This is a genomic window from Methylotenera mobilis JLW8 (assembly GCF_000023705.1).
Taxonomy (GTDB): domain Bacteria; phylum Pseudomonadota; class Gammaproteobacteria; order Burkholderiales; family Methylophilaceae; genus Methylotenera; species Methylotenera mobilis.
In genome coordinates this window covers 1,374,318-1,398,702 of record NC_012968.1, presented here as the reverse complement: position 1 = coordinate 1,398,702, position 24,385 = coordinate 1,374,318, and the positions used below count along the sequence as shown (strand labels likewise).

The 24,385-nt window shown below is 43.6% G+C and carries 20 protein-coding genes; 9 read left to right on the top strand and 11 right to left on the bottom strand.

Going from position 1 to position 24,385, the window contains the following annotated elements:
- Nucleotides 1-93 precede the first annotated feature (93 nt).
- Nucleotides 94-2,514 (bottom strand): TonB-dependent receptor, encoded by a 2,421-nt coding sequence (locus MMOL_RS06510; protein WP_015832224.1) that lies wholly within the window; start codon nucleotides 2,512-2,514, stop codon nucleotides 94-96.
- A gap of 475 nt (nucleotides 2,515-2,989) precedes the next feature.
- Between MMOL_RS06510 and MMOL_RS06505 the strand changes: the two genes are divergently transcribed.
- The 3 genes from MMOL_RS06505 (at nucleotide 2,990) to MMOL_RS06495 (ending at nucleotide 6,394) form a co-directional block, all read left to right on the top strand.
- Nucleotides 2,990-4,405: a sigma-54-dependent transcriptional regulator gene (locus tag MMOL_RS06505; RefSeq protein WP_015832223.1), complete on the top strand. Its 1,416-nt coding sequence runs from the start codon at nucleotides 2,990-2,992 to the stop codon at nucleotides 4,403-4,405.
- Nucleotides 4,406-4,646: 241 nt separating this feature from the next.
- Nucleotides 4,647-5,846 carry a formate-dependent phosphoribosylglycinamide formyltransferase gene (gene purT, locus MMOL_RS06500; RefSeq protein WP_015832222.1) on the top strand — a complete coding sequence of 400 codons (1,200 nt, stop codon included), beginning with the start codon at nucleotides 4,647-4,649 and terminating at the stop codon, nucleotides 5,844-5,846.
- A gap of 119 nt (nucleotides 5,847-5,965) precedes the next feature.
- Nucleotides 5,966-6,394: a group II truncated hemoglobin gene (locus MMOL_RS06495; RefSeq protein ID WP_015832221.1), complete on the top strand. Its 429-nt coding sequence runs from the start codon at nucleotides 5,966-5,968 to the stop codon at nucleotides 6,392-6,394.
- 91 nt (nucleotides 6,395-6,485) lie between these two features.
- Here MMOL_RS06495 and MMOL_RS06490 read toward each other — a convergent pair whose 3' ends face one another.
- Both MMOL_RS06490 and MMOL_RS06485 read right to left on the bottom strand, forming a co-directional pair.
- Nucleotides 6,486-7,865, bottom strand: coding sequence for a DEAD/DEAH box helicase (locus tag MMOL_RS06490; RefSeq protein WP_015832220.1), 1,380 nt, complete (start codon nucleotides 7,863-7,865; stop codon nucleotides 6,486-6,488).
- A 36-nt stretch (nucleotides 7,866-7,901) separates the two neighbouring features.
- Nucleotides 7,902-9,632 (bottom strand): DEAD/DEAH box helicase, encoded by a 1,731-nt coding sequence (locus tag MMOL_RS06485; protein WP_015832219.1) that lies wholly within the window; start codon nucleotides 9,630-9,632, stop codon nucleotides 7,902-7,904.
- Between the two features lie 414 nt (nucleotides 9,633-10,046).
- Between MMOL_RS06485 and typA the strand changes: the two genes are divergently transcribed.
- Together typA and MMOL_RS06475 are read left to right on the top strand one after the other, a co-directional pair.
- A complete protein-coding gene (gene typA, locus MMOL_RS06480) occupies nucleotides 10,047-11,855 on the top strand; it encodes a translational GTPase TypA (protein ID WP_015832218.1) in 1,809 nt (602 codons plus the stop codon).
- A gap of 244 nt (nucleotides 11,856-12,099) precedes the next feature.
- Nucleotides 12,100-12,627 (top strand): PepSY domain-containing protein, encoded by a 528-nt coding sequence (locus tag MMOL_RS06475; protein WP_015832217.1) that lies wholly within the window; start codon nucleotides 12,100-12,102, stop codon nucleotides 12,625-12,627.
- Nucleotides 12,628-12,707: 80 nt separating this feature from the next.
- Here the strand turns inward: MMOL_RS06475 and MMOL_RS06470 are convergent, their stop codons facing one another.
- Nucleotides 12,708-13,313 (bottom strand): hypothetical protein, encoded by a 606-nt coding sequence (locus MMOL_RS06470; RefSeq protein ID WP_015832216.1) that lies wholly within the window; start codon nucleotides 13,311-13,313, stop codon nucleotides 12,708-12,710.
- A gap of 88 nt (nucleotides 13,314-13,401) precedes the next feature.
- On the opposite strand from MMOL_RS06470, the gene MMOL_RS06465 reads away from it, so the two are divergent.
- Nucleotides 13,402-13,860, top strand: coding sequence for a hypothetical protein (locus MMOL_RS06465; RefSeq protein WP_015832215.1), 459 nt, complete (start codon nucleotides 13,402-13,404; stop codon nucleotides 13,858-13,860).
- Between the two features lie 115 nt (nucleotides 13,861-13,975).
- On the opposite strand, the gene motD is transcribed toward MMOL_RS06465, so the two are convergent.
- Genes motD through flhB form a run of 7 tightly spaced genes read right to left on the bottom strand, consistent with a single transcriptional unit; the run spans nucleotide 13,976 to nucleotide 21,691 of the window.
- Complete coding sequence (gene motD, locus MMOL_RS06460; protein WP_015832214.1) at nucleotides 13,976-14,791, bottom strand: flagellar motor protein MotD; 816 nt, start codon at nucleotides 14,789-14,791, stop codon at nucleotides 13,976-13,978.
- A 34-nt stretch (nucleotides 14,792-14,825) separates the two neighbouring features.
- Entirely contained in the window at nucleotides 14,826-15,575 is a 750-nt protein-coding gene (locus MMOL_RS06455) for a flagellar motor protein (RefSeq protein ID WP_015832213.1), read from the bottom strand.
- Nucleotides 15,557-16,291, bottom strand: coding sequence for an RNA polymerase sigma factor FliA (locus MMOL_RS06450; protein ID WP_015832212.1), 735 nt, complete (start codon nucleotides 16,289-16,291; stop codon nucleotides 15,557-15,559). The genes MMOL_RS06455 and MMOL_RS06450 overlap by 19 nt, the downstream gene beginning before the upstream one ends.
- A gap of 9 nt (nucleotides 16,292-16,300) precedes the next feature.
- Nucleotides 16,301-17,140, bottom strand: a complete 840-nt coding sequence (locus tag MMOL_RS06445; RefSeq protein ID WP_015832211.1) for a MinD/ParA family ATP-binding protein — start codon at nucleotides 17,138-17,140, stop codon at nucleotides 16,301-16,303.
- 2 nt (nucleotides 17,141-17,142) lie between these two features.
- Nucleotides 17,143-18,426, bottom strand: coding sequence for a flagellar biosynthesis GTPase FlhF (flhF, locus tag MMOL_RS06440; RefSeq protein ID WP_015832210.1), 1,284 nt, complete (start codon nucleotides 18,424-18,426; stop codon nucleotides 17,143-17,145).
- Nucleotides 18,423-20,504 (bottom strand): flagellar biosynthesis protein FlhA, encoded by a 2,082-nt coding sequence (gene flhA / locus MMOL_RS06435; protein WP_015832209.1) that lies wholly within the window; start codon nucleotides 20,502-20,504, stop codon nucleotides 18,423-18,425. The genes flhF and flhA overlap by 4 nt, the downstream gene beginning before the upstream one ends.
- A gap of 23 nt (nucleotides 20,505-20,527) precedes the next feature.
- Nucleotides 20,528-21,691, bottom strand: a complete 1,164-nt coding sequence (gene flhB, locus MMOL_RS06430; protein WP_015832208.1) for a flagellar biosynthesis protein FlhB — start codon at nucleotides 21,689-21,691, stop codon at nucleotides 20,528-20,530.
- Nucleotides 21,692-22,358: 667 nt separating this feature from the next.
- On the opposite strand from flhB, the gene flhD reads away from it, so the two are divergent.
- From flhD to MMOL_RS06415, 3 genes are all read left to right on the top strand, one after another.
- A complete protein-coding gene (gene flhD, locus MMOL_RS06425) occupies nucleotides 22,359-22,676 on the top strand; it encodes a flagellar transcriptional regulator FlhD (RefSeq protein WP_015832207.1) in 318 nt (105 codons plus the stop codon).
- Nucleotides 22,677-22,743: 67 nt separating this feature from the next.
- Complete coding sequence (flhC, locus tag MMOL_RS06420; RefSeq protein ID WP_015832206.1) at nucleotides 22,744-23,322, top strand: flagellar transcriptional regulator FlhC; 579 nt, start codon at nucleotides 22,744-22,746, stop codon at nucleotides 23,320-23,322.
- Between the two features lie 134 nt (nucleotides 23,323-23,456).
- Entirely contained in the window at nucleotides 23,457-24,251 is a 795-nt protein-coding gene (locus tag MMOL_RS06415; protein WP_015832205.1) for a class I SAM-dependent methyltransferase, read from the top strand.
- The last annotated feature ends 134 nt before the right edge of the window (nucleotides 24,252-24,385 follow it).

Here is a 24,385-nt window from a genome sequence, read left to right as displayed (position 1 = left end):
AGGTGGATAAAAAAAGGGGTGACAGCATGCTGTCACCCCTTTTTGAAGTGGTCATTCAATCAATGACCTTTGCGGCTTATTTGCTTATGCCGCTTATTTGTTTGCAGAGGTTTTTGGGCCGCCAAATTCATAACGGGCACCAATCCAGGCTGCACGAGGTGCACCTGGCAATAGACCAAGTTGTTTTGACTCGGTGCCATATGTACCGTCAGCGGCAAACATTGTTTCAGCTAAACGGCCGCTCACATTGTATTCACGGTCAAAAATGTTAGTGGCTTTAGCAAACGCTTTCCAACCATTGCCAATGTTGTATTGCGTATCTAAGTTAACAATGAAATAGCCGCTAACTTTACCGTTGCCTGTAGCGCACTCTTGGTTATCTGCAACACAAGTAGCGCTATTGGCTTGGTGCTGATTATTTTCATTACCCCAAACATAGGCATTAGAGAAGCCAATCACGCTAGTGCCAACAGTCCATGCTGGCGTTACAGTATATTGACCGCGCAGTTTTAACTGATGCGCTGGAATAGACGGAATACGATCGCCTGGTTTTGCGTTAATTACGTGATCAGCGTCTTGTGATGAGTTTGATGGACTGACAAACGATACATCGGAGTCGTAAGTGGCACGTACATAGCTATATGAAGCGCTCCATTTGAATTTGTCGGCATCCCCTGCTAGGCCCATATCTATGCCTTGGCGTTTGGTTCTGCCTACGTTTTTATAGTAGCCAGCACCATTCACTGAGCCGGCTGCAGTAAATTGAATATCATCATGGTTAACAGCTTGATAAACGCCTGCATTCCAACGAATGTTCTCAGTAAGCAAGCCGCGGCCACCAAACTCATAAGTTTTTGCAACCACTTGGTTTAGAGGAGGGTCATCCGCCATTGCTGATGGGAGTAAGCATGGTGCTGCAGGGTTAGAACAGCCAAGTTCAATTGCCGTTGGCGCACGGCTAGATTCGCTATAAGAGGTGTAGAACGTTAAATTGTCGTTAGGCGTGTGAGTCAGGCCAACGCTTGGATTTAAACGTGTATAACTATCTCTTGCCGTTAAACTGTTTGGGTTGGTCGTTGAACGGTCGCCTCTTAATGTGTCCACGTTGTCAACACGAGTGAAGTTCCAGCTTGCACCACCGGTTAAATGCCATTTATCGTTGAGGGATAAAGTATCTGTGGCAAATAAGCGAGCAGTATATTGTTTGCCAGTAAGGCCTGTGGTTTGAGTGTTAGGTAATACACCAAACTCATCAGTAGAGTTATAAGCTGGACTGTTGAAAATTGGGGCGCGACTAGCGTCAAACACTTCATTGTCACCTGCGCTGTAAACATTGATAAGCGCTGATTGCTTAAATCGCATTAAGGTGTAGTCATAACCAGCACCAATCACAAATTGATTTTTCTTGCCCATCCAGTCTTGGTCAAATGTTACTTGGCCAGTTGCACCATAGGTATCTTGTGTGGTTTTACTGCGATTCAGTACTGAACCAGTATATTCTTCATCGGCGTCAAACTGACCTACAAAACTGCCAATGGTGCCACTGCTATCAGATTCACCTTCCCATAAGTCACCATTTTTTGTATGGCGATTAGATTTTCTGTAATAAACGTTACCAGAGAACATTGTGTCTTCATTGATCCAATGTGACCCGTTCAGCGCCAAGAAGTGTGAGTAGTTGTTGGTTAAGTCTGGGCGCGTGTGAATCTGATCACGGTCGCCGCTTAATAAGTTTTCAGGTGCGAAACCATTACCAATCAGGCTATTATCTGTACCAATATAGGTGAGGTCTAATTTACTAGTTTCATTTTGCCAGCCGAATTTACCAAATAACTGATTCAGATGAGAAGGTGATTGTTTTCTCCAGCCATCCTCCGTTGTATGTTGATAGCCTAGCATGTAGTCAGTAGAGCCATCTTTTGATACGCCACCAGCTTCAATTAATGCACGTTGACGCCCCCATGAGCCAGCTTCGTACTCCAAGGCCATGCCTTGGTTGTTACGCCCGCTCTTAGTGTGGACTACAATTGCGCCACCTAAGGTGTTTAAGCCGAATAAAGGGTTAGAGCCAGGCACCATCTGCATATTGTCGATGGCAAAACTTGGAATTTTGTCCCAAAGTGTCACGTCACCAAATGGCTCATTAACACGCACGCCATCTACATAGGTAGATAAACCCTGCGCGTTGCCTAGTAGTGATGATGCTGAGTAACCGCGGAAGTTAATTTCTGGTTGCCATGGGTTACCTGACATATCAGATACGGTCACGCCTTGCATATTGTTTGTCATGTAATCTGCAATTGAGACGCCAGATTGATTCTTGATTTCTTTTGGTGATGCCATTTGTATATTGGCTGGCACTCTATTTAACGGCAACCCAATACCAGGTAGTGGTGTTGTTCCGTATACCTCAACTTTTTTTAGGTTGATTGCTGTATCTTCTGCCAATGCTGATGTGTTTGCAAACGCGAACATTACCGCAGCAGCGCTCAGTTTCATTACTGGTTTCTTCATTTTTGCTACTCTCAATAAAAAATCTAACTTATCGTCTTGTGGATAATTATTTAAAATTAATGCAATAAATATTCCATGTTGCTAATTTGGTTGAAATTTCTACCTAACTATATGAATTTTATAAAATATATTAAATATTTTATATTGTGATGTTTGCTATTGATTATGGTTGGTTGGTTGTTATTAACCATTAATTGGTTGTTTGTAACCAAAATTTGGTTGTAATGAACCATATTTTGGTTGAATATGTCATGATGTGATGAATAAATCATGTCATGAAAATAACCTACACATTTTCAATGTTTGCTAGCCTCAGGCATGGTGGATAGGCATTTAACGCAGTTGTTTTATTGCTGTTTAGCGTAGTGTCGTTTGGTTAATTTTTAATTGGATTTCAGAATAAAACTGTTTGGAATGTTTTTTGCTAACGTTATCGCTATACGTAAACCTAACACATGCATTTCAGGAGTAAGCATTGCAACTAGCGCACCTTAATACCAACGAAAAATTAATACTAGGGAAACAGCAATCAAACATACTGATTGTTGAAGACGAAGCATTGTTTGCGCGCGCAGTGGTGCGTCGTTTGCAAAAGTCAGGCTATGAATGTGCGCACGTAGAAAGTTTGCAGGGTGCCCGTGATATCGTCAGGCAATTTACCCCGGATGTTGTTTTGCTTGATATGCGTTTGCCTGATGGTAATGGCCTCGATCTGCTATCTGAATTTGTGGCTAAAGGTGCCGTGGTGATTGTGATGACTGCGCATGGTGAAATTAGCGATGCAGTCAACGCCATGAAACAGGGGGCGATGGATTATCTTAAAAAGCCGATAGATTTAGAAGAGCTGCTGTTGTCGATTCAAAAAGCTGAAAATGCGGCGAAGCAAAGTAAGAGTTTAGATTACTCACGTCAGCGCAATGCGCATGCATCAGAGGGCGTTGAGCTATTGGGTGATAGCCCTGCCATGCAGAATGTAAAAATGCAGATTACGCGCATTGCACAGTTGGTTTCAAATGATAGTGTGCCGCCAACGGTGCTGATTGGTGGTGAAACCGGTACTGGTAAAGATGTGGCGGCGCGTTTATTGCATTTATCATGCGCCAATAATGAAAAGCCGTTCGTACAGGTTGATTGTGCATCGCTACCTGCAGAGTTGATGGAAAGTGAGCTGTTTGGGCATGAAAAGGGCGCGTTTACTGGTGCAGTAGGTGCAAGACCCGGATTGATAGAAGCGGCTGAAGACGGCACTTTATTTTTGGATGAAATTGGGGAGTTGCCATTAGCCCTGCAAGCCAAATTACTTAATGTACTTGAGCGTCGTGTGGTTCGGCGTATTGGGTCGACTAAAGAACGTGCTGTGCCTGCTAGATTTGTCGCTGCGACCAATCGCAACCTGCATGAAATGTCGCAGAGTGGTCGTTTTAGACAGGATTTGTACTATCGACTCAATATGATGAGCATATCTATGCCGCCATTGCGTGATCGTGGTCAGGATGTGATGTTACTCGCCCAGCATTTTGCGGCGCAAACGGCGCGGCGCTATGGCTTGAACAGCCCGCATTTTACGCGAGAGGCAATTAGCGCTGTGCAGTCCTACAGGTGGCCTGGCAATGTGCGCGAACTTAAGCATCAGGTGACACGCGCTATGCTGCTTTGCCATAACGGCGAGTTAACCGATGCCGACTTGGCCTTACCCAATATGCGTCCTGTTGAATCAGTTCCGCTCATGTCTTTGGACTCGCATCAATCTGCTTTAGATTCTGCGGAGCGAGCGATACTGTTACAGGTGTTAACAGAAACGAAGTTTAATGTGTCTGAAGCTGCGCGTAAGCTTGGCATCACGCGCATGACAATGCGTTACCGCATGGATAAGCATCAAATCAAAGCCTAATCTAGCCTATGCTCAACGTCTTGGTCGTCAAAGTTTAGTGTGATCAAGACACGCTGCATTTGGACACATGTATTCAAACGTGTGAGCATTACTGCACGGCCTGTTGCTTCACTATAAAAGTTTTCTTCTATTTTTGATTAGCCTCCATTTCTGATTTTCTTGTGAATTAACCTACATCTTCAATTTTCTTAAAAATAGCTGCGTGGTATGATTCTAGTAATCGTCAAACGAAAGAATCCCTATGCGAATCGGTACCCCTTTAAGTCCTAATGCAACCCGTGTCATGCTCTTGGGTAGCGGCGAGCTTGGCAAAGAAGTGATTATCGCTTTGCAGCGCTTAGGTGTAGAAGTGATTGCGGTTGACCGCTACGAAAATGCGCCTGGCCATCAGGTTGCGCATCGCGCGCATGTGATCGATATGACCGATGATCATGTATTGCGTCAGCTCATCGCGCTTGAGCAACCGCATTTAATCGTGCCTGAAATTGAGGCCTTAAACACAGCAACGCTTGCCAATATTGAAAAATCCGGAATTGCAACCGTCATTCCTACTGTTAAAGCAGTGCAGCTGACGATGAACCGTGAGGGGATTCGCCGACTTGCCGCTGAAGAACTTAACCTGCCAACCTCACCGTATGCATTTGCTAGAAGTGAAGCTGAACTTCAAGCTGCTATTGATGGTGGCATTGGCTATCCGTGCTTTATTAAACCGACCATGTCATCCTCAGGTAAAGGGCAGTCACGCATTACCCAAGCGAGTGAGGTATCTACCGCGTGGAGTTATGCAGCATCGGCTGGTCGCGTTAATCAAGGTGTGGTGATTGTTGAGGGTCAGATTGATTTTGATTACGAAATTACCTTATTAACAATACGTGCTAAAGATGCGCAAGGTGAGATTAGTACCTATTTCTGTGACCCAATTGGGCATAAGCAGGAAAAAGGTGACTATGTCGAGAGCTGGCAGCCGCAAGCGATGGCAAGCAAAGCGCTAGAGGAGTCTAAGCGCATCGCCAAAGCCGTGACCGATAGCCTAGGTGGTTTGGGCTTGTTTGGTGTGGAGCTGTTTGTGAAGGGTGATCAAGTGTGGTTTAGTGAAGTAAGCCCACGCCCGCACGACACTGGCATGGTGACCATGGCGACGCAGCGTTTTAGTGAATTTGATTTACATGCACGTGCGATTTTGGGCTTGCCAGTAGATGTGAGTTTGCGTGAAGCTGGTGCGAGCGCAGTGATTTACGGCGGCCATAATACCAAGCGATTGGCGTTTGAAGGCGTAGAAAAAGCTTTGGCTGTGACGAATGCAGATGTCCGCTTGTTCGGTAAACCAGAGTCATTCACTAAAAGACGTATGGGCGTGGCATTAGCCACAGGCAAAGATGTTGATGAAGCCAGAGCCAGCGCAAAGCTCGCTGCCAGCTTAGTAACTCCGGTCGATTTGTAATCCCAGTCAATCCGTAATCACGGTAAGTATTTGAGTAAATATGCAATTAAGTGCTGCGTCCATTGCCTTAGTTTTGATGATTGAGACTGTTGGCAAGCGGCAATCAAGGTTTTAAGATAATGTTGAATGAAATAGAAGAAGCGGGCAGCGATAAACGTACATTTTTTGAGCTGCTCGGTGGTGCGAAAAATGGCACACAAAATATACGCCTGTTGGTAGAAACGTTTTACGACATCATGGATAGCGACCCTAAGGCGAAGCCGCTACGTGATATGCATCAGCCAGACCTAACCTCGGCGCGCGAGAAGCTCTTTATGTTCCTCACTGGATGGACAGGTGGGCCGCAGTTGTATATTGAGCGTTATGGCCATCCTATGCTGCGTAAACGGCATTTGCCTTTTGAGATTGGCGAATCTGCGCGCGACCAATGGATGTATTGCATGATTAAAGCGATGCATCAACTGGAGTATGACGATGACTTAATGAAGAAATTAGCAAATCAGCTTTATGGTGTTGCTGACTTTATGCGGAATAAACAAGGGCAGTAAATAATAAAGGGCACTGATGTGCCCTTTATTATTTTGTATGTTTTGTTGCTTAATTTGTATTGTTAACTTACCAACTTAAAGTTGGATAACTTTATTTTCTGGATAAGCCACCAAGCAGGGCCGCAACAGGGGCTTTCTTAGTGATAACTGCTTTATTGCCGGTAGTGCTTTTGCCGCGCTGCGCGTTTGGCTCATAAGGCTTATCAAACCATGGGTCTGCGCTTTTCTTCTTAGCTGGCATGCGTTTAGCTACCGGTGCTGCTGCCTCTTTATGGCTGCTGGCGTGGCTGCGTACACGTGCGCTTGGTCTGTCCAAAGTGACGGTTTCTTTAGTAATTTGGCGCTTGATTAGCTTTTCAATCTCTACCAGGTATTTTTCTTCATCATCGCTGACAAATGAGATGGCAACACCTAACGCACCGGCACGTCCGGTACGGCCAATACGGTGTACATAGTCTTCTGGCGCGCTTGGGATTTCATAGTTAATTACCATTGGTAACTCACTAATATCTAAACCACGTGCGGCAACGTCTGTTGCGATCAGCGCTGAAACCGTACCAGCTTTAAAAGCATCCAGCGCTTTAATGCGTTCTTGCTGGTTTTTATCACCATGAATCGCGTCTGCGGCAATGCCTTCACGTACTAGGCTGCGGCTTAAACGGCTGGCCGTTAATTTGGTTTTGGTGAATACGATGACTTGTTTTGCATCGGCTTCTCTTAACAGCTGAATTAACAAAGCCTCTTTGTCTGATTGTGCAACTTGATACACTTTTTGCGTTACATTGTCATTGGTAGCATTGCTGCGTGCCACTTCAATCAACTGCGGTTTTGTTAAAAAGTCATCTGCTAACTTTTTAATTTCGTTGGAGAATGTTGCTGAGAACATTAAGTTCTGACGCTGTTTTGGCAGTAAAGCCAAAATTCTCTTTAAATCAGGCATAAAGCCCATGTCTAGCATTCTGTCTGCTTCATCAAGCACTAACATCTGTACTTGGTTGAGTTGCAGCGTTTTTTGTTCAATATGATCCAACAAACGGCCAGGCGTCGCTACCAATACTTCTACCCCGGTTTTAAGGTGAGGCGTCTGTGTTTTGATATCTACGCCGCCATAAACCACCAGAGAGCGCAATTGCGTATGCTTGGCATAGGCTTTCACGCTTTCTTCCACTTGAATCGCAAGCTCACGTGTAGGCGTCAAAATCAACGCGCGCACCGGGTGCTTAGCAGGAGAAGTGCTGTTGTTGGCTAGCGGTAGTAACTTCTGTAGCAGGGGCAGTGAAAAAGCTGCAGTTTTACCTGTGCCTGTTTGTGCACCTGCCATCAAATCCCCGCCAGCTAAGGCAACAGGAATTGCCTGTGCCTGAATTGGGGTTGGGGTAGTGTAACCAGATTCAGTTAATGCACGTAGAAGCTCGGGTGCGAGTCCTAATGTGCTGAAACTTGGGCTGTCAGTTGTTACGATGTCTGTCATTTGTTGGGTACTGTTCAATTAAAGTCTTTACTTAAATTATGCAAAACTACGTGAGCGACGTGGTGCGCCGTTGCCAGCGCCTGCATTTGCGCCGCCAAAGCCACTACGTGCTGGGCTACGGCTGTCATTGCGAGCGCCATCACGACGTGCAGGTGCTGCGCCACGATCATTACGACCTTCGCTGCGTTGGCCGTCACGTGCGTATGGTTTTTTACCAAAAGCTACGCTATCACCAAAGCTGCGGTTAGGTGCGCCTGCATTGTTGCCGCGGCTACGGTCACCTGAGCTTTTATCAAAGGCTACACGGTCACCAAAGCTACGTGCTCGGTCGCCTGCTGGGCGCTCTGAGCGGTTAGCATCAGATCTGCCAGCATAACCAGCTGAATTGCCATTCACTTCACGTGGTGCTGAGTCACGATTGCCACGACTTTCATTGCTGTCACGGTTAAAGCTTGGGCGTTCACTGCGGTTGTCACCACGTGACTCATGACGGCTACCGCCACGATTGTCACCACGGTTACCGTCGCGACCACCAAAACCACCGCGGTCATCACGCGATTTGAAACCACCACGGCCACCTGCTTTATGACCGTCACGACGACCGCCGCTTGGACCATCCATCTTAACTGGACGCTTAGGTTCAAAACCTTCAATCACAGATGCTTCTAAACGGTTGCCAGTGTATTGCTCGATTTTGCGCAATAAATGTCTGTCCATGTTTGATGCAAATGAGATTGCAATACCTGTGTTGTTTGCACGGCCAGTACGACCAATACGGTGCACATAGTCTTCTGCAAATTTAGGCAAGTCGTAATTGATCACGTGAGTAATACCGTGAACGTCGATACCACGTGCTGCAACGTCAGTAGCTACCAGTACTTTTACATCGCCATGACGCAATTTAGTCAATGTACGGTTACGTGCACCTTGAGTCATGTCGCCGTGCAAAGCCGCGGTTTTGTGACCAGCTGCATATAAGTCTTCTGCCAATACGTCAGCATGACGTTTGGTTGAAGTGAAAATGATGGTTTGGTTAACTTCCGGTGCAATCAACAAATGCTCAAGCAATTTGTTTTTGTGTGTCATGTCATCCACAAAGTGCAAGCGTTGCTCAATGTTTGCGTGTTTTTCTTTTTGCGCAGCCACTTGTACTGTTTTTGGATTTTTAAGAATTTGTTGCGCGATACGTGCGATATCGCCATCTAATGTTGCTGAGAACAATAGTGTTTGGCGTTCAGCAGAAAGTTGCTCACAAATACGCTCAACATCAGGCAAGAAACCCATGTCCAACATACGATCAGCTTCGTCTAAAATCAACATTTGTAAGCGTGATAAGTCAATACGACCACGCTCCATGTGATCCAATAAGCGGCCTGGTGTCGCAACTAGAATATCTAGAGGTTGTGACAATAATTTGTTTTGTAGTGGGTAAGGCATACCACCAACGATACTTACCGTACGAGCGCGTAAGAATTTACCGTATTTACGTGCTGCTTCGTTCACTTGTGCAGCTAATTCGCGAGTAGGGGTTAATACCAAGATACGTGGGCCGCGGCTTCTTGATTCGTGTGGCGTTGCAAGTAAGTTAAGTGCTGGCAACATGAAGCCAGCTGTTTTACCAGTACCTGTTTGTGCTGAGGCCATCAAATCGTGGCCTTCCATTACTACAGGAATTGCCTGTGCTTGGATAGGAGTAGGGGTGGTGTAACCTGTTTCTTCAATAGCACGAAGGATGGCAGGGTTAAGGTTTAATGATTCAAAAGACAAGGTAGTCCCTTTCAAAAGCAGTTTTATAAAAACAATAAAAGGGCGCGAGCAAATACATGTATGTTTACAGTGATGTTGTAAAAAACAACATAACGCAAAAAGCAAGTTTCAAATATATAGTTTCGAGATGCTTTATTTACCAGCGCACGGGCATAGCCGCTAACCAGTAAAGATAGATTTAAAATTAAATCTAAAGATAGCCACTTCAAAATTTCACGAGTGACTGAGGGTCAGGGCGATGAATCTAAAACTTCTAGAGCTATTTGTTTAGCTATTTAAAGTTCTAAGTTGTGCGCATTATATGCATTTATGACACTTTGTCAAAGAGTTTTTTCTATATTTGCATATTCTTAAATCATTATTGGGGCTTAATGTGTTAAAATCGCCGCCTTTCAATGAACTGGTAGCAAGACAATGTCTCGTAATTTAAGAAATATCGCAATTATTGCCCACGTTGACCATGGTAAAACAACTATGGTTGATAAACTTCTACATCAAGCAGGCACATTCTCATCTCATCAGGCAGTGTCTGAGCGTGTGATGGATAGTGGTGATATTGAAAAAGAACGTGGCATTACTATTTTGGCGAAAAACACTGCGCTGAACTACGAAGGTACACATATTAATATCGTAGATACCCCAGGCCACGCGGACTTCGGTGGTGAGGTAGAGCGCGTATTGGGTATGGTGGACGGTGTGGTATTGCTGGTTGATGCTGTAGAAGGCCCAATGCCGCAAACACGTTTTGTAACGAAAAAAGCACTAGCGTTAGGTTTGAAACCTATCGTGGTAATTAACAAAGTTGACCGTCCAGGTAGCCGTACGGACTGGGTGATTGACCAAACGTTTGATTTGTTCGCTAATTTAGGCGCAACAGATGAGCAGTTAGACTTCCCAGTTGTATTTGCTTCAGCATTGAATGGTTTTGCAACATTAGATATGAGTGTTGCTAGCGATAATATGCGCCCATTGTTTGAAACGATTTTAAGCCACGTAGAGCCACCAAAAGGTGACAGCAATGCACCATTGCAAATGCAAATTTCTGCATTAGATTATTCTACTTACACAGGTCGTCTTGGTGTTGGCCGTGTGCGTAACGGTAGAATCAAGCCAGGTCAGGTTGTTGTAGTGATGAATGAAGACAACCAAATTGCACAAGGTCGTATCAACCAAGTGCTAGGTTTTAGAGGCCTTGAGCGTGTGCCGGTGGAAGAAGCTGAAGCAGGCGACATCGTGATTATTTCTGGCCTTGATGATATCGGTATCGGTTTCACTATTTGTGACCGTGAAAATCCAGTAGGCTTGCCGCACCTAGGTGTGGATGAGCCAACTTTGACCATGGACTTTATGGTGAACACTTCACCATTGGCTGGTACTGAGGGTAAATTTGTGACTTCACGTCAAATCCGTGACCGTTTAACTAAAGAATTATTGGTTAACGTGGCATTGCGTGTTGAAGATACACAAGACGCTGATGTGTTCCGCGTTTCTGGTCGTGGTGAGTTGCACTTGACGATTCTTTTAGAAAATATGCGTCGCGAAGGTTTTGAGATGGCTGTTGGTAAGCCACGCGTGGTGTACCGTGAAATCAATGGTGAAAAATGTGAGCCATATGAAATCTTGACGGTAGACGTAGAAGATGAAAACCAAGGTGGCGTAATGGAGGAATTAGGTCGTCGTCGTGGTGAAATGCAAAACATGGAGTCTGACGGTAATGGCCGTACACGTTTAGAGTACAAAATCCCTGCACGTGGTTTGATTGGTTTCCAAGGTGAGTTCTTAACTCTAACGCGCGGTACCGGCTTAATGGCACATATTTTTGATGAATATGCACCTGTAAAAGCTGATATGCCTGGTCGTCGTAATGGTGTGTTGATTTCAGCTGAACAAGGTGAAGCAGTGGCTTATGCGCTGTGGAAGTTGCAAGACCGTGGCCGTATGTTCTCAGTGCCAGGCGACAAGTTATACGAAGGTATGGTGATTGGTATTCATAGCCGTGACAACGATCTGATTGTTAACCCAATTAAAGGTAAACAACTGACTAACGTGCGTGCATCTGGTACCGATGAAGCTGTGCGTTTGATTCCGCCAGTCGCATTGTCATTAGAGTCTGCAGTTGAGTTTATTGATGATGATGAATTGGTAGAAATCACACCTAAAAACATCCGTATCCGTAAACGTTACTTGCTTGAGCATGAGCGTAAACGCGCATCAAAAGAGTAATTAAAGTAATTTAAAAACCCAGCCATGTGCTGGGTTTTTATTGTGCCTAGCGCGTTAATCAGCACTCCTAGTACCGCAGTAATACTTAAATTGGTTGATTACAACCAGAAATGTAATAATTGTGTAAAACAATCAAGTGCTTAGTGCAAGTTTGGTAGAATCGGTGGCAGTAATAGATTTTTCTAGCTACTTGTCGTACTTCAACAATAATTTAGTATTTAACTAACAATAATAGGAGTTAACTATGTTTCGTTTATCTTTAGGTGCAGCTTTAGTCGCTGCTGTGTTTTTTGCAAACTCTGCAGTTGCTGGCCATGAAACAATCAAACCGAAAGCTTATGATAGCTTGGGTAAATGCGTAAAAGCCGCATTAACTAAACACGAAGGCACGATTGTAAAGACAGAGTTCAAGTCTGAGAAAAAAGTGGGTGTTTATGAGTTTGATATTGAAACTGCAGATGGCAAAGCATGGGATGTTGAGTGCAATGCTAAAACTGGTAAAGTGACTGAGATCGAAGAAGAGGTTAAAGCTGATGATCCTAGATTCAAAGCACTTGCTAAAGTGAGTGAGGCCGATGCTAAAGCAACTGCATTAGCTGCGCATCCTGGTACAGTCGTTGAAACAGAGTATGAGCTCGAGTCTGATGGTAAAGCTTCTTACGAGTTTGATATTTTAGAAGCTGACAAAGAAGAAGTTAAGGTAGAAGTGGATGCGGCTACCGGTAAGATTGTAGAAGTGAGCTACGAAGAATACCAAATCGGTAAAGAGTAATTTAGATTCAATAAAAAAAGCCAGCGATAGCTGGCTTTTTTTATTTTGGGTATCTCATTAAATAAATTCAATAATTTTATTTAATAGTTAAATTCAATTTTATAAATTGCATTTTTATATATTTGATTTAGCTCTTCTTCATTAATTGTATTGTTGTATATTCTTGATGTTTTTCTATCCAATTTTTCATTGTATTGACATGGGTTGATGCAGTGGGAGGTGTATGAGCAAGCTAACAAGTATTTATTGTTTTTTTTACCTACAATACATAACCAGTGATCAAGTCCTTCGGTATGCTCAGTCTTTGCTTTTTCTTTGGTGCAGAAAATAACAGCAGAACTTTTAAAATCTAAGCTCGAAATTTCTGATCTACTTATCCTTACTGCAGAAATCTTTTGTTTCTCATTTTTTTTGGTCAGAATTGAAAAGCTGGTATTAATAAAAGTATCTAATAACGGTAATTCAGTTTTTATATTAACGTTCACGAAGTTACTACCATTGCCGTTGGCAAACTCATGAATCGAAGGTGTAATGCTGATTATGTTTTTCCATTCAGTTGAGTATTTATAAGAGAAGTATTCTGCCGATGCATTAGATTCAGTAATGGATTTAAATGAATTCATAATAGCGTAGAGTAAGCAGAATCCATCAAAGTGACCTTGTTGTAATATTCTAACTTGATCCAAAATCATCTCCTGATTAATACAAAGTATAGTTTTATAATAGCAGCTAATATGAGTGGGTTAGTTTTATAACTTGAAATAAAGGAGTGTTATGAATCAAGGTTATTCTGAATCAGAGTGCGATGAAGTTTATGAACATTTCAAACAGCATTTACCACAAGTGACTGATTGCTTGCTAAGAGAGTTAGCTTACAATTTTAAAAATGACGCTTTTGTTGGTACCGATGCGGATGATTTCATATCCGCGCTATCACACTCAGAGCCAATAAATAGTTATGCTATCAACGTTCCTGAAATTAAAAGTGTAGAATTAGAACTTGAAAACTTGATTGCTGATATAACTTCTAATGGGATTAGATTTGATAATGTTTGTGGGGTATTGTTGGTTGTTGTTAGCAATACAATGACACATAACACTTTATTTAACTTGATAGAAATTTTAAGTTCAAAAGTCAACTCTGATGCAGTTTTTATTCCAGCTTTATATTCAGATGAATCTATTGGTGCTTTTACTAAGATTAGATTAGTGCTTTCTGGTGATGCATCTTAGAGATATATTTGTTATCAATTATTTATATTTATTCTATATATAGTTTCAACGATAGAAGCTGATTTTGGCATGTTTCAGTTTAAAGACAAATTAATGTGCTTAGTTTCTCGGAACCTTAGAAGAGTGCCTTTGGTGTAATCACATTAGAGGTGTCCTCTTGTATAGGCAACTCATAGGTAATGATGATGGATACGCGCCTATTTTTGGCGCGACCAGCTTCTGATTCATTTTCGCTAATCGGCTGTGATGCACCTAGCCCGGTAGCACTCAAGCGTTGTTCGCTAATACCCAAAGCACTTAGTAAGCGTACGACGCTGCTGGCACGCACTGCGGAGAGCTCCCAGTTCGAGAAGAACGTAGCGTTATGAATGGGAGTGTTGTCGGTGTGCCCCTCTACCTGAATTTTGCGCTGATTGTCTTTAATTAAAGGCACAATTTCACTGATAATTGCATTTGCGGTGGGGGAGAGGTCAGCTGAGCCGGCACCAAATAGTAGGTTATCCTGAATATCAATACGAATACCGCGGCTGGTTTGTATGACTTGAATCTTGCCTTCGTTAATCATCGGTGCAAGTTTGTTGGACACTTCTACGCCAGTTTTAGCCATAGAATCACGCTCTCTACGCAATTTCTCTGAATATAAATGACTGAGTGGGAGTGGCTTTACAATCGAGCTATTTGCCTCAGTAATGCCTTTCGCACCCAGGCCTTTTTCTGTGCTGGTCTGGTTGACGCCAGAGCTGCCATTCCCGCTAAAAGCAGTGCCGATTGAGTTGGTGAGCTGTTTGTACTTGCCTATCTCAACCGAGGAAATTGAGTACATCACGACGAAGAACGCGAATAAAAGCGTGATGAAGTCCGCATAAGAGACTAACCACCGTTCGTGGTTCTCTTGGTCTTCTTCTACTCTTTTACGGATGAGTTTCGACATGGCCTGTATTCAAATTGTTTTATTGGTATATTAGCTAATGTGGCTTATCAAGATAGCTGTCTAAGCGCTCTTCAACGATTCTCGGGTGATCGCCATTGGCAATAGACACCCAGGCATTAAGTAACATTTCACGTCTTTTTAATTCAGCTTGGATATAGGTTTTTAGTTTGTTGGCAATAGGCAAAAATATCAGGTTGGCAAAGCCAACACCGTAAATCGTGGCCACAAACGCAACAGCAATACCGCTACCTAGCTTGCTAGGGTCAGATAAGTTCTCCATCACATGAATCAAGCCTAGTACGGCGCCTAGAATACCTACAGTAGGTGCATAACCGCCAGCTGCATCCCAAATTTTTGCGGCACTACGCATTTGCACTTCATGGAAATAGATATCAATTGCGCATATCTCGCGAATTTTCTCCGGTGGAGTGCCATCAATCATCAGGCGCATGCCTTTAATAATAAAGGGGTCTGTCTCTTTTTTTAAAAAAGGTTCCAGCATGAAAATACCTTCTTTGCGCGCAAAATTGCTCCATATCAAAATACGCTTGCTCAGCTCTTTTTTATCATCAATCGGTTTTTTAAACACTAGTTTTAGCATTTTTAAACCTTGAATAAAAGTTTTGGCCGGGGTTTGTACAAGCACCGCACCAAAAGTGCCAAACATGACGATAAGAAAAGCTGCGTATTGCAGCAGGGAGCCTACGTTGCCGCCCTCAAGTTTTTGCCCTAGTATAATCCCTGCTACAGCAAGGATTAAACCGATTAAACTGCCCCAGTCCATGACTTCTCTCTTAAGTTGGCACGTAGCCTGGCGACCGCCTGGCTATGTAGTTGACATACGCGCGATTCTGAAACACTCATTACCGCACCAATTTCCTTTAAGTTTAGCTCTTGTTCGTAATATAAACCTAGCAGGATTTTCTCGCGCTCGGGTAGTGAGTCAATAGCGCCGATTAACGCATCTTTAAAGTCGCCAATGAGCAGGCCTTTAATCGGGTCGTTATCATGGTCAGTTTGAAAACGGTCTAAAAAGTGCTCACCGCTGTCAGCCTCATGGAAATCTTCGTAATAAATAAGTTGGTGCCCGCTACAGTCGCCTAGCATTTCATGGTATTCCGCGAGCGACATGTTAAGTTTTTTGGCAACATCGTTTTCAGTAGGGGATTGACCAAGCTGTTGCTCCAGTTGGCTAATCGCATTTTCAACATCACGCATGTTTTTACGGATGCTACGGGGTAGCCAGTCTGAACTGCGTAGTTCGTCTAGCATTGCCCCGCGGATTCTTTGTGCGGCGTAGGTTTCAAACTGGGCGCCGTGCGTATCTTCATAGCGGTTAACAGCGTCCAGTAAGCCCATCATGCCTGCTTGGATAAGGTCATCAAGCTCTACACTTGGTGGAAGTTTTGCTTTTAATTGATAGGCGAGTTTTTTAACTAAGATAGCGTGCTGATCCAGCAAAACGTCTTTTTGATCTTTTTTCCCGTGCGCTGTGTACATAAATCGTCTTTAGCTTAGTTGTGCCTGTTTATTGTTAAAAATATTATCGTGCTTGTAATCTAAGCGTTGTGCAATTTGTTTTAATGCGGTTGACGCCATTGCGAGCGGAAACGCATCAATCACGGAGCGACCTAATTTAGAAGCTCGGCTGATGTGGCTGTCAGCAGGAATTGCACCAAAAAACTCTAACTCAATCTGCATATAGCGTTTTGCCACCTGCGCTATATTACCAAATACTATTTGTGCCTGCGCGTCTGTTGAGTCATCGACAATGATACCAAAAGAACGCCTGCCAAGCTCACCGCAAACTTGTTTAATCAATGAATACGCCTCTGTGATCGATTCTGGCTTGCGTGAGAGTTGGATAATAATTTCACTCTCATTGAGTTGATGCAACGGCAATACGCTATCTGCGTTCAGCATGGTATCAACCAGCACGATGTCATATTGCTGGGCTAATTGGTTGAAGAGCAAGTTAAGCTGACTAGCACTATGGGCATCATTTGCTTTTTTGAACAAACTTTTGTGCATTAACTTCACACTAGCGTAACCATTGGTGGTGGTTTTGATGGCTTGCGCTAGTGTATGTGTATCAGAAATTACATCCAGTAGGGTTGGGGATTGTGCTAATTCATAATGGTGCTCGAACGCGTGCTCAGATGCATGCATGACCAACACTTCATTACCCTGGCTCACCATGGTAGCGGCAAGGTTTGTGATGAGGCGAGGCTGCGCTTGTGTAGATGATGCAGATAGAACTGACACTATCCTAGGCTTCGGTTTTGCCATAATCCGCCTTAATCCGGCGGCTTGGTCGTTAGGCATGACGATATGGTTATAATTAGCCATGATTAAATCTCCGCTAGCGAGATATTTGTTGTGTTGTTGGCTTGTCCCATTATAAATGGCAGTTCATTTACTAAAAACTCAAAAGGGCGATTAGCTGGTGATTTCGAGTTTAACGCTAGGGCTATCAGCGTTTTTTTATCGGCCAGATTGATATCTTCTGGCACGCGTTGTCCGGTGGCCGTGTAATAAAGTTTTAACTTTTCACGAATAATCACATCAAGCGTATTACCGATGGTGGCGGCTTCATCCAGCTTGGTAATGATGCAGCCATCCAGACCTTTTCCCTTATAAGCACTAATGACATCGGTTAAAGTCTCCCCCGTGTTGGTGGCACTTAAGCACAGCAGTTTTTTAATGGGCGTGTTGCCGGCTGAGAGTAGGGCGATTTGCTCGGTAACCATGCGGTCACGCTGGCTGACGCCAACCGTATCAATCAAAATAGTGTGCTTATGTTTTAGCTCATTAAGCGCAAGTGCAAGATCAGCTTCATCTTTCACGGCATGCACAATAACACCTAAAATTTTGCCGTAAATTCTGAGTTGTTCGTGTCCGCCAACGCGGTAGGCATCCGTTGTAATTAAGCCCAGATTTTGGGTGCCGTGTTTCATGACGTAACGTGCAGCCAGCTTTGCCGTGGTGGTGGTTTTACCAACACCAGTTGGGCCAATTAATGCAAATACGCCGCCTTGGTCTAATATTTCGGCTTCATTTTCTACCGTGTTCAGGTTTTTACTCAGGATATATTTGACCCATGCTTGAGCCTTGTCACTATCCAGATTGGCAGGTAGTTTTTCTGCTAAATATCTTGATAGTGCCGGGCTAAAACTTGCACCTAGCAAAGTGCCAAGTACTTCAGCCTTTATCGGCTCGCGCTGCTGTATATTGCTCCAGGCAATAGTAGCAAGTTGTGATTCAATTACGTTACGCATACTGCGCATTTCTTTGAGTACCCACAGCATTTGTTTGCTGGGCATGGTATTGCTAGCCTTGGATTCAGCTTTTGCGTTTGTGGCTTCTAAGGGATGATTTGGTTCATCTGAATTTTGCTTTAGCAATGACAGCCAAGGCGCAGATTCTGCACGTTGTGTATTCGGCTCGCCATCATGTGCACGTATTAATGGAGTGTTGTTAACGACGGTGTTCATTTCTTCTGCACTGAACGCCATAATTTCATTACCGTCGGACACAGCTCGATTAGAGAGAATCACCGCATCATCGCCAAGCTCTTTACGCACGATTGCTAACGCCTCTCGTGAGTTTTTGCCAAAGTATCGTCTAATGTTCATGCAGAACCTCCAATCAGACTAGTCACTCGTATGGTTTTGGAATCCGGTAATTCTTCATGTGAAAGTACGCGTAAATTTGGTACAGCCCTGCGCAGGAATTTGGCTAGTGCAGCTCGCAATGGGGCTGAGACTAGCAGTACAGGCGTTAAGCCCATTTGTTCTTGTTGTCTTGCTGCCTCCTCGGCCTGTCTGGATAAAGTTTCTGCCATTCCGGGCTCCATTGCCGAGCCGCCGGTGTTATTTTGCATTGCCTGTAACAGCAGGCGCTCTAGGTTATTGTCCAGTGACATCACCGTGACTTCATTGCCGGTAGGGAATAGCTGCTGCACAATGGCACGGCCTAATTGCACGCGCACCAATGCCGTTAGGTCGTTTGTATCTTGAGTTTGGCTTGCGTGTTCTGAAAGCGTTTCAATAATCGTGCGCATATCACGAATGTGTACACCTTCCGTCAACAAGTTTTGCAGCACTTTTTGCACGACAGACAGTGGCATCAGTTTAGGTACTAAATCTTCAATCAGTTTTGGCGATTCTTTGCTGATATGGTCTAACAACTGCTGTACTTCCTGACGGCCTAATAGCTCAGCCGCATGCATGGAAATAATATGGTTGATGTGAGTGGCAATGACGGTGCCAGCATCAACCACGGTGTAGCCCATGCTCTGTGCTTCATCACGAAGACCGGCATCAATCCATACTGCCGGAAGGCCGAAAGCTGGATCTGTAGTAATTTGCCCAGCAAGCGGGCCGGTGACCATGCCAGGGTCTATGGCTAGGTACTGGCCATAATTCGATTCACCTGTCGCTATTTCTACCCCTTTTAAGGTGATGCGATAACCCGATGGTTTGAGTTCAAGATTGTCACGAATATGCACAGTAGGGGCGAGGAAGCCAATTTCATTAGCAAACTTTTTACGCAACCCTTTAATACGTTTGAGTAAATCGCCACCTTGCAGTTTGTCTACCAATGGGATCAACCGATAACCGACTTCCAAGCCTACTGTATCTACAGGCGTTACATCGTCCCAACTGGCTTCTTCTACCTCCAGTGGTGCTGGCGGTACTTCTTCTATTTGCGGTTCCGCATCAGTGATCTTCTGGCGCTCATCAACTAGGTAAGCAATACCCGCAAGCAAGGCAGCCAATGTTAAAAATGCAACATTCGGCATGCCTGGAATCACGCCCATGCCGCCCACGATGGCAGCGGTGACATAAATGACTCTAGGGTTGGAAAATAACTGTGTGGTTAACTGGCCGCCAATGTCTTCATTGTTAGCTACCCTAGATACCACCACACCAGCTGCCACAGAAATTACCAGAGAAGGAATTTGCGCAACTAAGCCATCACCAATCGCAAGCAGCGTGTAGATTTTAACTGCGTCATCAAATGCCAGACCATGCTGTATCATGCCAACAAACAAGCCACCTACAATATTGATGATGGTCACTAAGATGCCAGCTACAGCATCACCACGCACGTACTTACTCGCACCGTCCATAGCGCCGTAGAACTCGGACTCTTGGCTAATTTCAGCGCGGCGTTTCCTTGCTTCATCTTCACCGATTAAGCCTGCATTTAAATCGGCATCAATCGCCATTTGTTTACCTGGCATTGCGTCCAAAGTAAACCGTGCGCCAACCTCAGCAATACGACCCGCACCCTTAGTGACCACGGTAAAGTTGATGATTGTTAAGATAACAAACACAACGATACCTACTGTGTAGTTGCCGCCAATCAAAAAGTGACCAAATGCTTCAATCACCTTGCCTGCAGCATCCGGGCCAGTATGGCCTTCGGTAAGCACCACACGTGTAGATGCTACGTTTAATGATAAACGCAGCATGGTGGTGACTAACAGCACAGTTGGGAATGCGATGAAATCCAGCGCCTTCTTGGTTTGTAATCCAATTAGCAAGACCATGATAGATAAGGCAATGTTAAAGCTGAATAACACATCCAATGCAATCGCCGGCAGCGGCAAAATCATCATTGATAAAAGCAAAACAATGATGAGTGGCGCCGCAACGGAGCGGCTGCCGAGGTTGGTCATCCAAGCCGGTAAGTTAATTGGATTCATGCAACAATTGCTCCAGATTCATTTTATACATCATCCACTCCGGGAAGTGGTATCAAACTATGCGGGTCCAGCTCATCAGGCACAGGCAGCGTGCTTGGAATTTCGGGTTGATAACCACCATTTTTATTGAAAATACGCATCTGAAAGACGTATGCCAACACCTCTGCAACGGCTGTGTATAGCGCTTCCGGAATCTCATGCGTTAATTCAGTGTGTGTGTAGATGGCACGTGCCAACTTAGGCGCTTCAACAATAAGCACTTTATGTTCCTCTGCGGCCTCACGTATTTTTAGCGCAATAGCGTCTGCACCTTTTGCCACAACAACAGGTGCTAGCATACCACCTTCTTTATATTTAATAGCTACGGCATAGTGCGTCGGGTTGGTAATTACAACATCCGCATTAGGAATTTCCGCCATCATTCTGCGCCTTGCCATCTCACGCTGTTGCTGACGGATTCTTGATTTAATTTCAGGGTTGCCGTCAGACTCTTTAGACTCGCGCTTGACTTCCTCTTTGGTCATTTTAAGTTTATCTGCGTATTGGTACAGTTGAAATGGCACATCGATTGCAGCGATAAGTACCAGCACGCTAACGATAGCCAAAAAACTGGTGAGTAATAGATGATTTAATTCAGCAATGCTTTGATCCAAAGGTAGTAATGACAGTGAAAGTATGGATTCCATGTCATGCGAAATAACAACATAAGAAACAAAGCCAACTAATATGGCTTTAGCAATGGATTTAATCAGTTCAGCAAGCGAGTTTTTGGAAAACATATTGCTGAATCCTGTGATCGGATTTAGCTTTCCAAATTTGGGTATAAGTGCCTTTTCGCTGAAAACCCAACCGCCAATAAGCGCAGGCGATGCAATCGCTACAAAAAACAATATAAGTGCAAGTGGGGAGAATGCTAGCAGCAAGTTATAAATGTTATCTGAGATTTTCATCAACAGTAACATCGGATCATAAGCATATGCACGCTGAAAACTAAGCCCGGAGCTCATGGATGTTTTTAGCGCATCAGCCAGTTGTCCACCCATCATCAGCATGGCAAGGCCTGCGGCCAGTAATACAGTGACAGTAGCTAGCTCTCTAGAGCGCGGGACATCGCCTTCCTCACGCGCCTGTTCCAGTCGCTTGGGGGAGGCGTCTTCCGTCTTTTCTAAGTCGCTTTCTTCAGCCATTCCGCGTCCTGTTGTTTGACCTTACTAATAGATCCATTACTAAAAAACTAATTACTTCTTCAATAACTAAATTATTCATTGAAACACTGCTGTTGTATCTTGAGAATAAGGGGTGAAACCCCTGCCTTCTTCTAGGTTATTGGTGACTGTAAATGATTTTTAACGGTTTTTAACATTATTTAAAACTTTTTTAAAAATATTTAAAATAAATATAATAATTAAAACAATAGCTTATAATTTATTTTGAAATTTTATTAAAATTTTTTATAAATCACCCTAAAGTTTCCTAAAGCGCTGCCGATAAGTGTTTATTGGATGATAAGCGTTAATTTTTTATAAGTGGCTAGCTGATGTTGGTCAGTGTATTTTTAACGGTAATTCATCGCGTAAACTTTAGGAATTTTATCGACTGTAGCCGGTTAAAGAATTTTTTTTGTATTTTTTTATCACGCTAATTAATGTGTGAACAGATACAAATACATTTTAGGTTTCAATTAAGCCAGTGTAGGTGCTTGTAGGACAAGCACCTACACTGGCTATTCTTGTTTGCTCACAAAAAATACCGACAGCATATTCTTGTTAATTGCCTTAAAAGAGTTCAAAGTGCAACTAACCATATTTAGGTGTGGTTTTAATAACTGCAGGATATTTAGAATCGGGATTTAACATGACTGAAATAGAATTGATGTCGGAGATCAGAGATGCCAACCTCAACTATTTAATGTTGGCGCAGCAGCTTATTCGGGCTGATAAGGCTACCGCAATTTTCCGTTTAGGTATTAGCAGCGAGATTGCAGACTTACTAGAGGGTTTGAGTAATATGCAGTTGGTCAAATTAAGTAGCGCAAATGTTATGTTGGCAAGGTTTCGCTTTGATGATAGCGCAATTCTGGGTATGCTTACCAACTATACAAAAGATCGTTCACAAGCGCATTTGCATGCGGCCATTTTGATGTCCGGTCAAGTGACTGAGGCGATTGGTTAAGTAGTGATTGATTAAGTGTAGCTAGGTTGATTTAAGTACGCAGCTTAAGAATAAGAAGGAAATTATCATGGAAAATAAAAGCCCAGTGACTTCTGTTAAAAGTGTGGTCAATGAATCCGAGCAGATTCAGCTTGCTATCCAGATGATTAAGTTAGGTGCAAGGCTGCAATTGTTGGAGTCGCAAACCACTCTGTCTCGTGAGCGCCTGATTAAATTATACAAAGAGCTTAAAGGTGTATCGCCACCTAAAGGTATGTTGCCTTTCTCTACTGACTGGTTTTTGACTTGGCAGCCCAATATTCACTCATCTATTTTCTATAATATTTACAAGTTTATGCTTGATTACACAGGTGAAACTGGTATTCATGCCATCATCAAAGCATATAGCTTGTATTTACAACAGGTGGAAACGCCAGAATCTGCAGAGCCTGTATTGTCAATGACGCGTGCTTGGACGCTGGTGCGGTTTGTTGAAAGTAAAATGTTGAAATTGCAAAGTTGCAGTTGTTGCGGCGGTAATTTTATTGTGAATGCATACGATTTAAACAACAGTTACGTTTGTAATTTGTGCCATGTGCCATCACGTGCCGGAAAGACAAAAAAGACCAAATCTGTCACTTATAAGGTTGTAACAATGACAGCCTAACGGGTGCTTGTAATGTTCTTATATTGTGTTAAAGTTTTGACTGCCTAGCAGTACATAAAAATAATATAAAAACATCAATACATGCTCTGCATACTGGGGAGATGAGCGTGTATTGGAATTAATTTGGCATCAAAATGCTGCAGTTATTTTTCAATAAAATCCATCTAAAGCCTGCAACACTCGCTGTTTTGATACAGGTTGTTGCGTTTTTCTTCGTATTTTCATTAGATTACACCCTCCAAACGCAGTCTTTATATGTTGCTGATGCGGTTAGCTATCAGTTCTCATTTTATTTCGTGTTAATGCAGGCCAGTGTTGCGGTATATTTAGCGTATGTCGCTAATATGGCTAAATGGTGGCGTTGGATACATTTTACTTTCCCTATGGCCGTCTGGCTAATGTCTGAATGGCAGATATCCAATACATTTTACCTGATAGGTTTTTTGCTTAGTCTTAGTCTGTATTGGACCACGTTTCGCACACAAGTCCCATTTTATCCATCCATGCCAATTGTATGGCAGCAAGTTTTAACTTTAATTCCTGCGCATCAATCTATGCGTATCGTGGATATAGGCAGTGGCTTGGGTGATATGTCTATGTTTATTGCAGAAAAAAGGCCGGATTGCTTAGTGGATGGTACAGAAATAGCGCCGCTACCCTGGCTAGTTAGTGCTGTACGTTCCAAATTTAAGGGTTCTAGAGTAAATTTCAAGCTTGGTGACTACCATGCCCTAGATTTTGCGGATTACGATATTGTTTTTGCTTACTTGTCACCGGCAGCAATGCCTGCTTTGTGGCAAAAAGTGCAAGCGCAAATGCGTACTGGTTGCTTATTGGTCAGCTATGAGTTTGAGATTGAGGGCGTTGAGCCGACAAAGGTTATTCAATTGCCTGACCATCAAAGGATGCTGTACGTGTGGGAAATCTAACAAATTTAATGCGACTGCATTCGTCGTCAGGCTGTAGCCGCTTTTTTATATAACCACATGATTATTAGGTATATATCTAGTTTGATAGTTGGTCAGTCCGTGTTGACTGGTTTTGAATTGGTTGCGCAGTTAGA

Coding starts and splice junctions, on each gene's coding strand:
- MMOL_RS06510 (WP_015832224.1), bottom strand. CDS start 2,514: ATGAAGAAACCAGTAATGAAACTGAGCGCTGCTGCGGTAATGTTCGCG.
- purT (WP_015832222.1), top strand. CDS start 4,647: ATGCGAATCGGTACCCCTTTAAGTCCTAATGCAACCCGTGTCATGCTC.
- MMOL_RS06495 (WP_015832221.1), top strand. CDS start 5,966: ATGTTGAATGAAATAGAAGAAGCGGGCAGCGATAAACGTACATTTTTT.
- MMOL_RS06490 (WP_015832220.1), bottom strand. CDS start 7,865: ATGACAGACATCGTAACAACTGACAGCCCAAGTTTCAGCACATTAGGA.
- typA (WP_015832218.1), top strand. CDS start 10,047: ATGTCTCGTAATTTAAGAAATATCGCAATTATTGCCCACGTTGACCAT.
- MMOL_RS06475 (WP_015832217.1), top strand. CDS start 12,100: ATGTTTCGTTTATCTTTAGGTGCAGCTTTAGTCGCTGCTGTGTTTTTT.
- MMOL_RS06465 (WP_015832215.1), top strand. CDS start 13,402: ATGAATCAAGGTTATTCTGAATCAGAGTGCGATGAAGTTTATGAACAT.
- motD (WP_015832214.1), bottom strand. CDS start 14,791: ATGTCGAAACTCATCCGTAAAAGAGTAGAAGAAGACCAAGAGAACCAC.
- MMOL_RS06455 (WP_015832213.1), bottom strand. CDS start 15,575: ATGGACTGGGGCAGTTTAATCGGTTTAATCCTTGCTGTAGCAGGGATT.
- MMOL_RS06450 (WP_015832212.1), bottom strand. CDS start 16,291: ATGTACACAGCGCACGGGAAAAAAGATCAAAAAGACGTTTTGCTGGAT.
- MMOL_RS06445 (WP_015832211.1), bottom strand. CDS start 17,140: ATGGCTAATTATAACCATATCGTCATGCCTAACGACCAAGCCGCCGGA.
- flhF (WP_015832210.1), bottom strand. CDS start 18,426: ATGAACATTAGACGATACTTTGGCAAAAACTCACGAGAGGCGTTAGCA.
- flhA (WP_015832209.1), bottom strand. CDS start 20,504: ATGAATCCAATTAACTTACCGGCTTGGATGACCAACCTCGGCAGCCGC.
- flhB (WP_015832208.1), bottom strand. CDS start 21,691: ATGGCTGAAGAAAGCGACTTAGAAAAGACGGAAGACGCCTCCCCCAAG.
- flhD (WP_015832207.1), top strand. CDS start 22,359: ATGACTGAAATAGAATTGATGTCGGAGATCAGAGATGCCAACCTCAAC.
- flhC (WP_015832206.1), top strand. CDS start 22,744: ATGGAAAATAAAAGCCCAGTGACTTCTGTTAAAAGTGTGGTCAATGAA.
- MMOL_RS06415 (WP_015832205.1), top strand. CDS start 23,457: ATGCTGCAGTTATTTTTCAATAAAATCCATCTAAAGCCTGCAACACTC.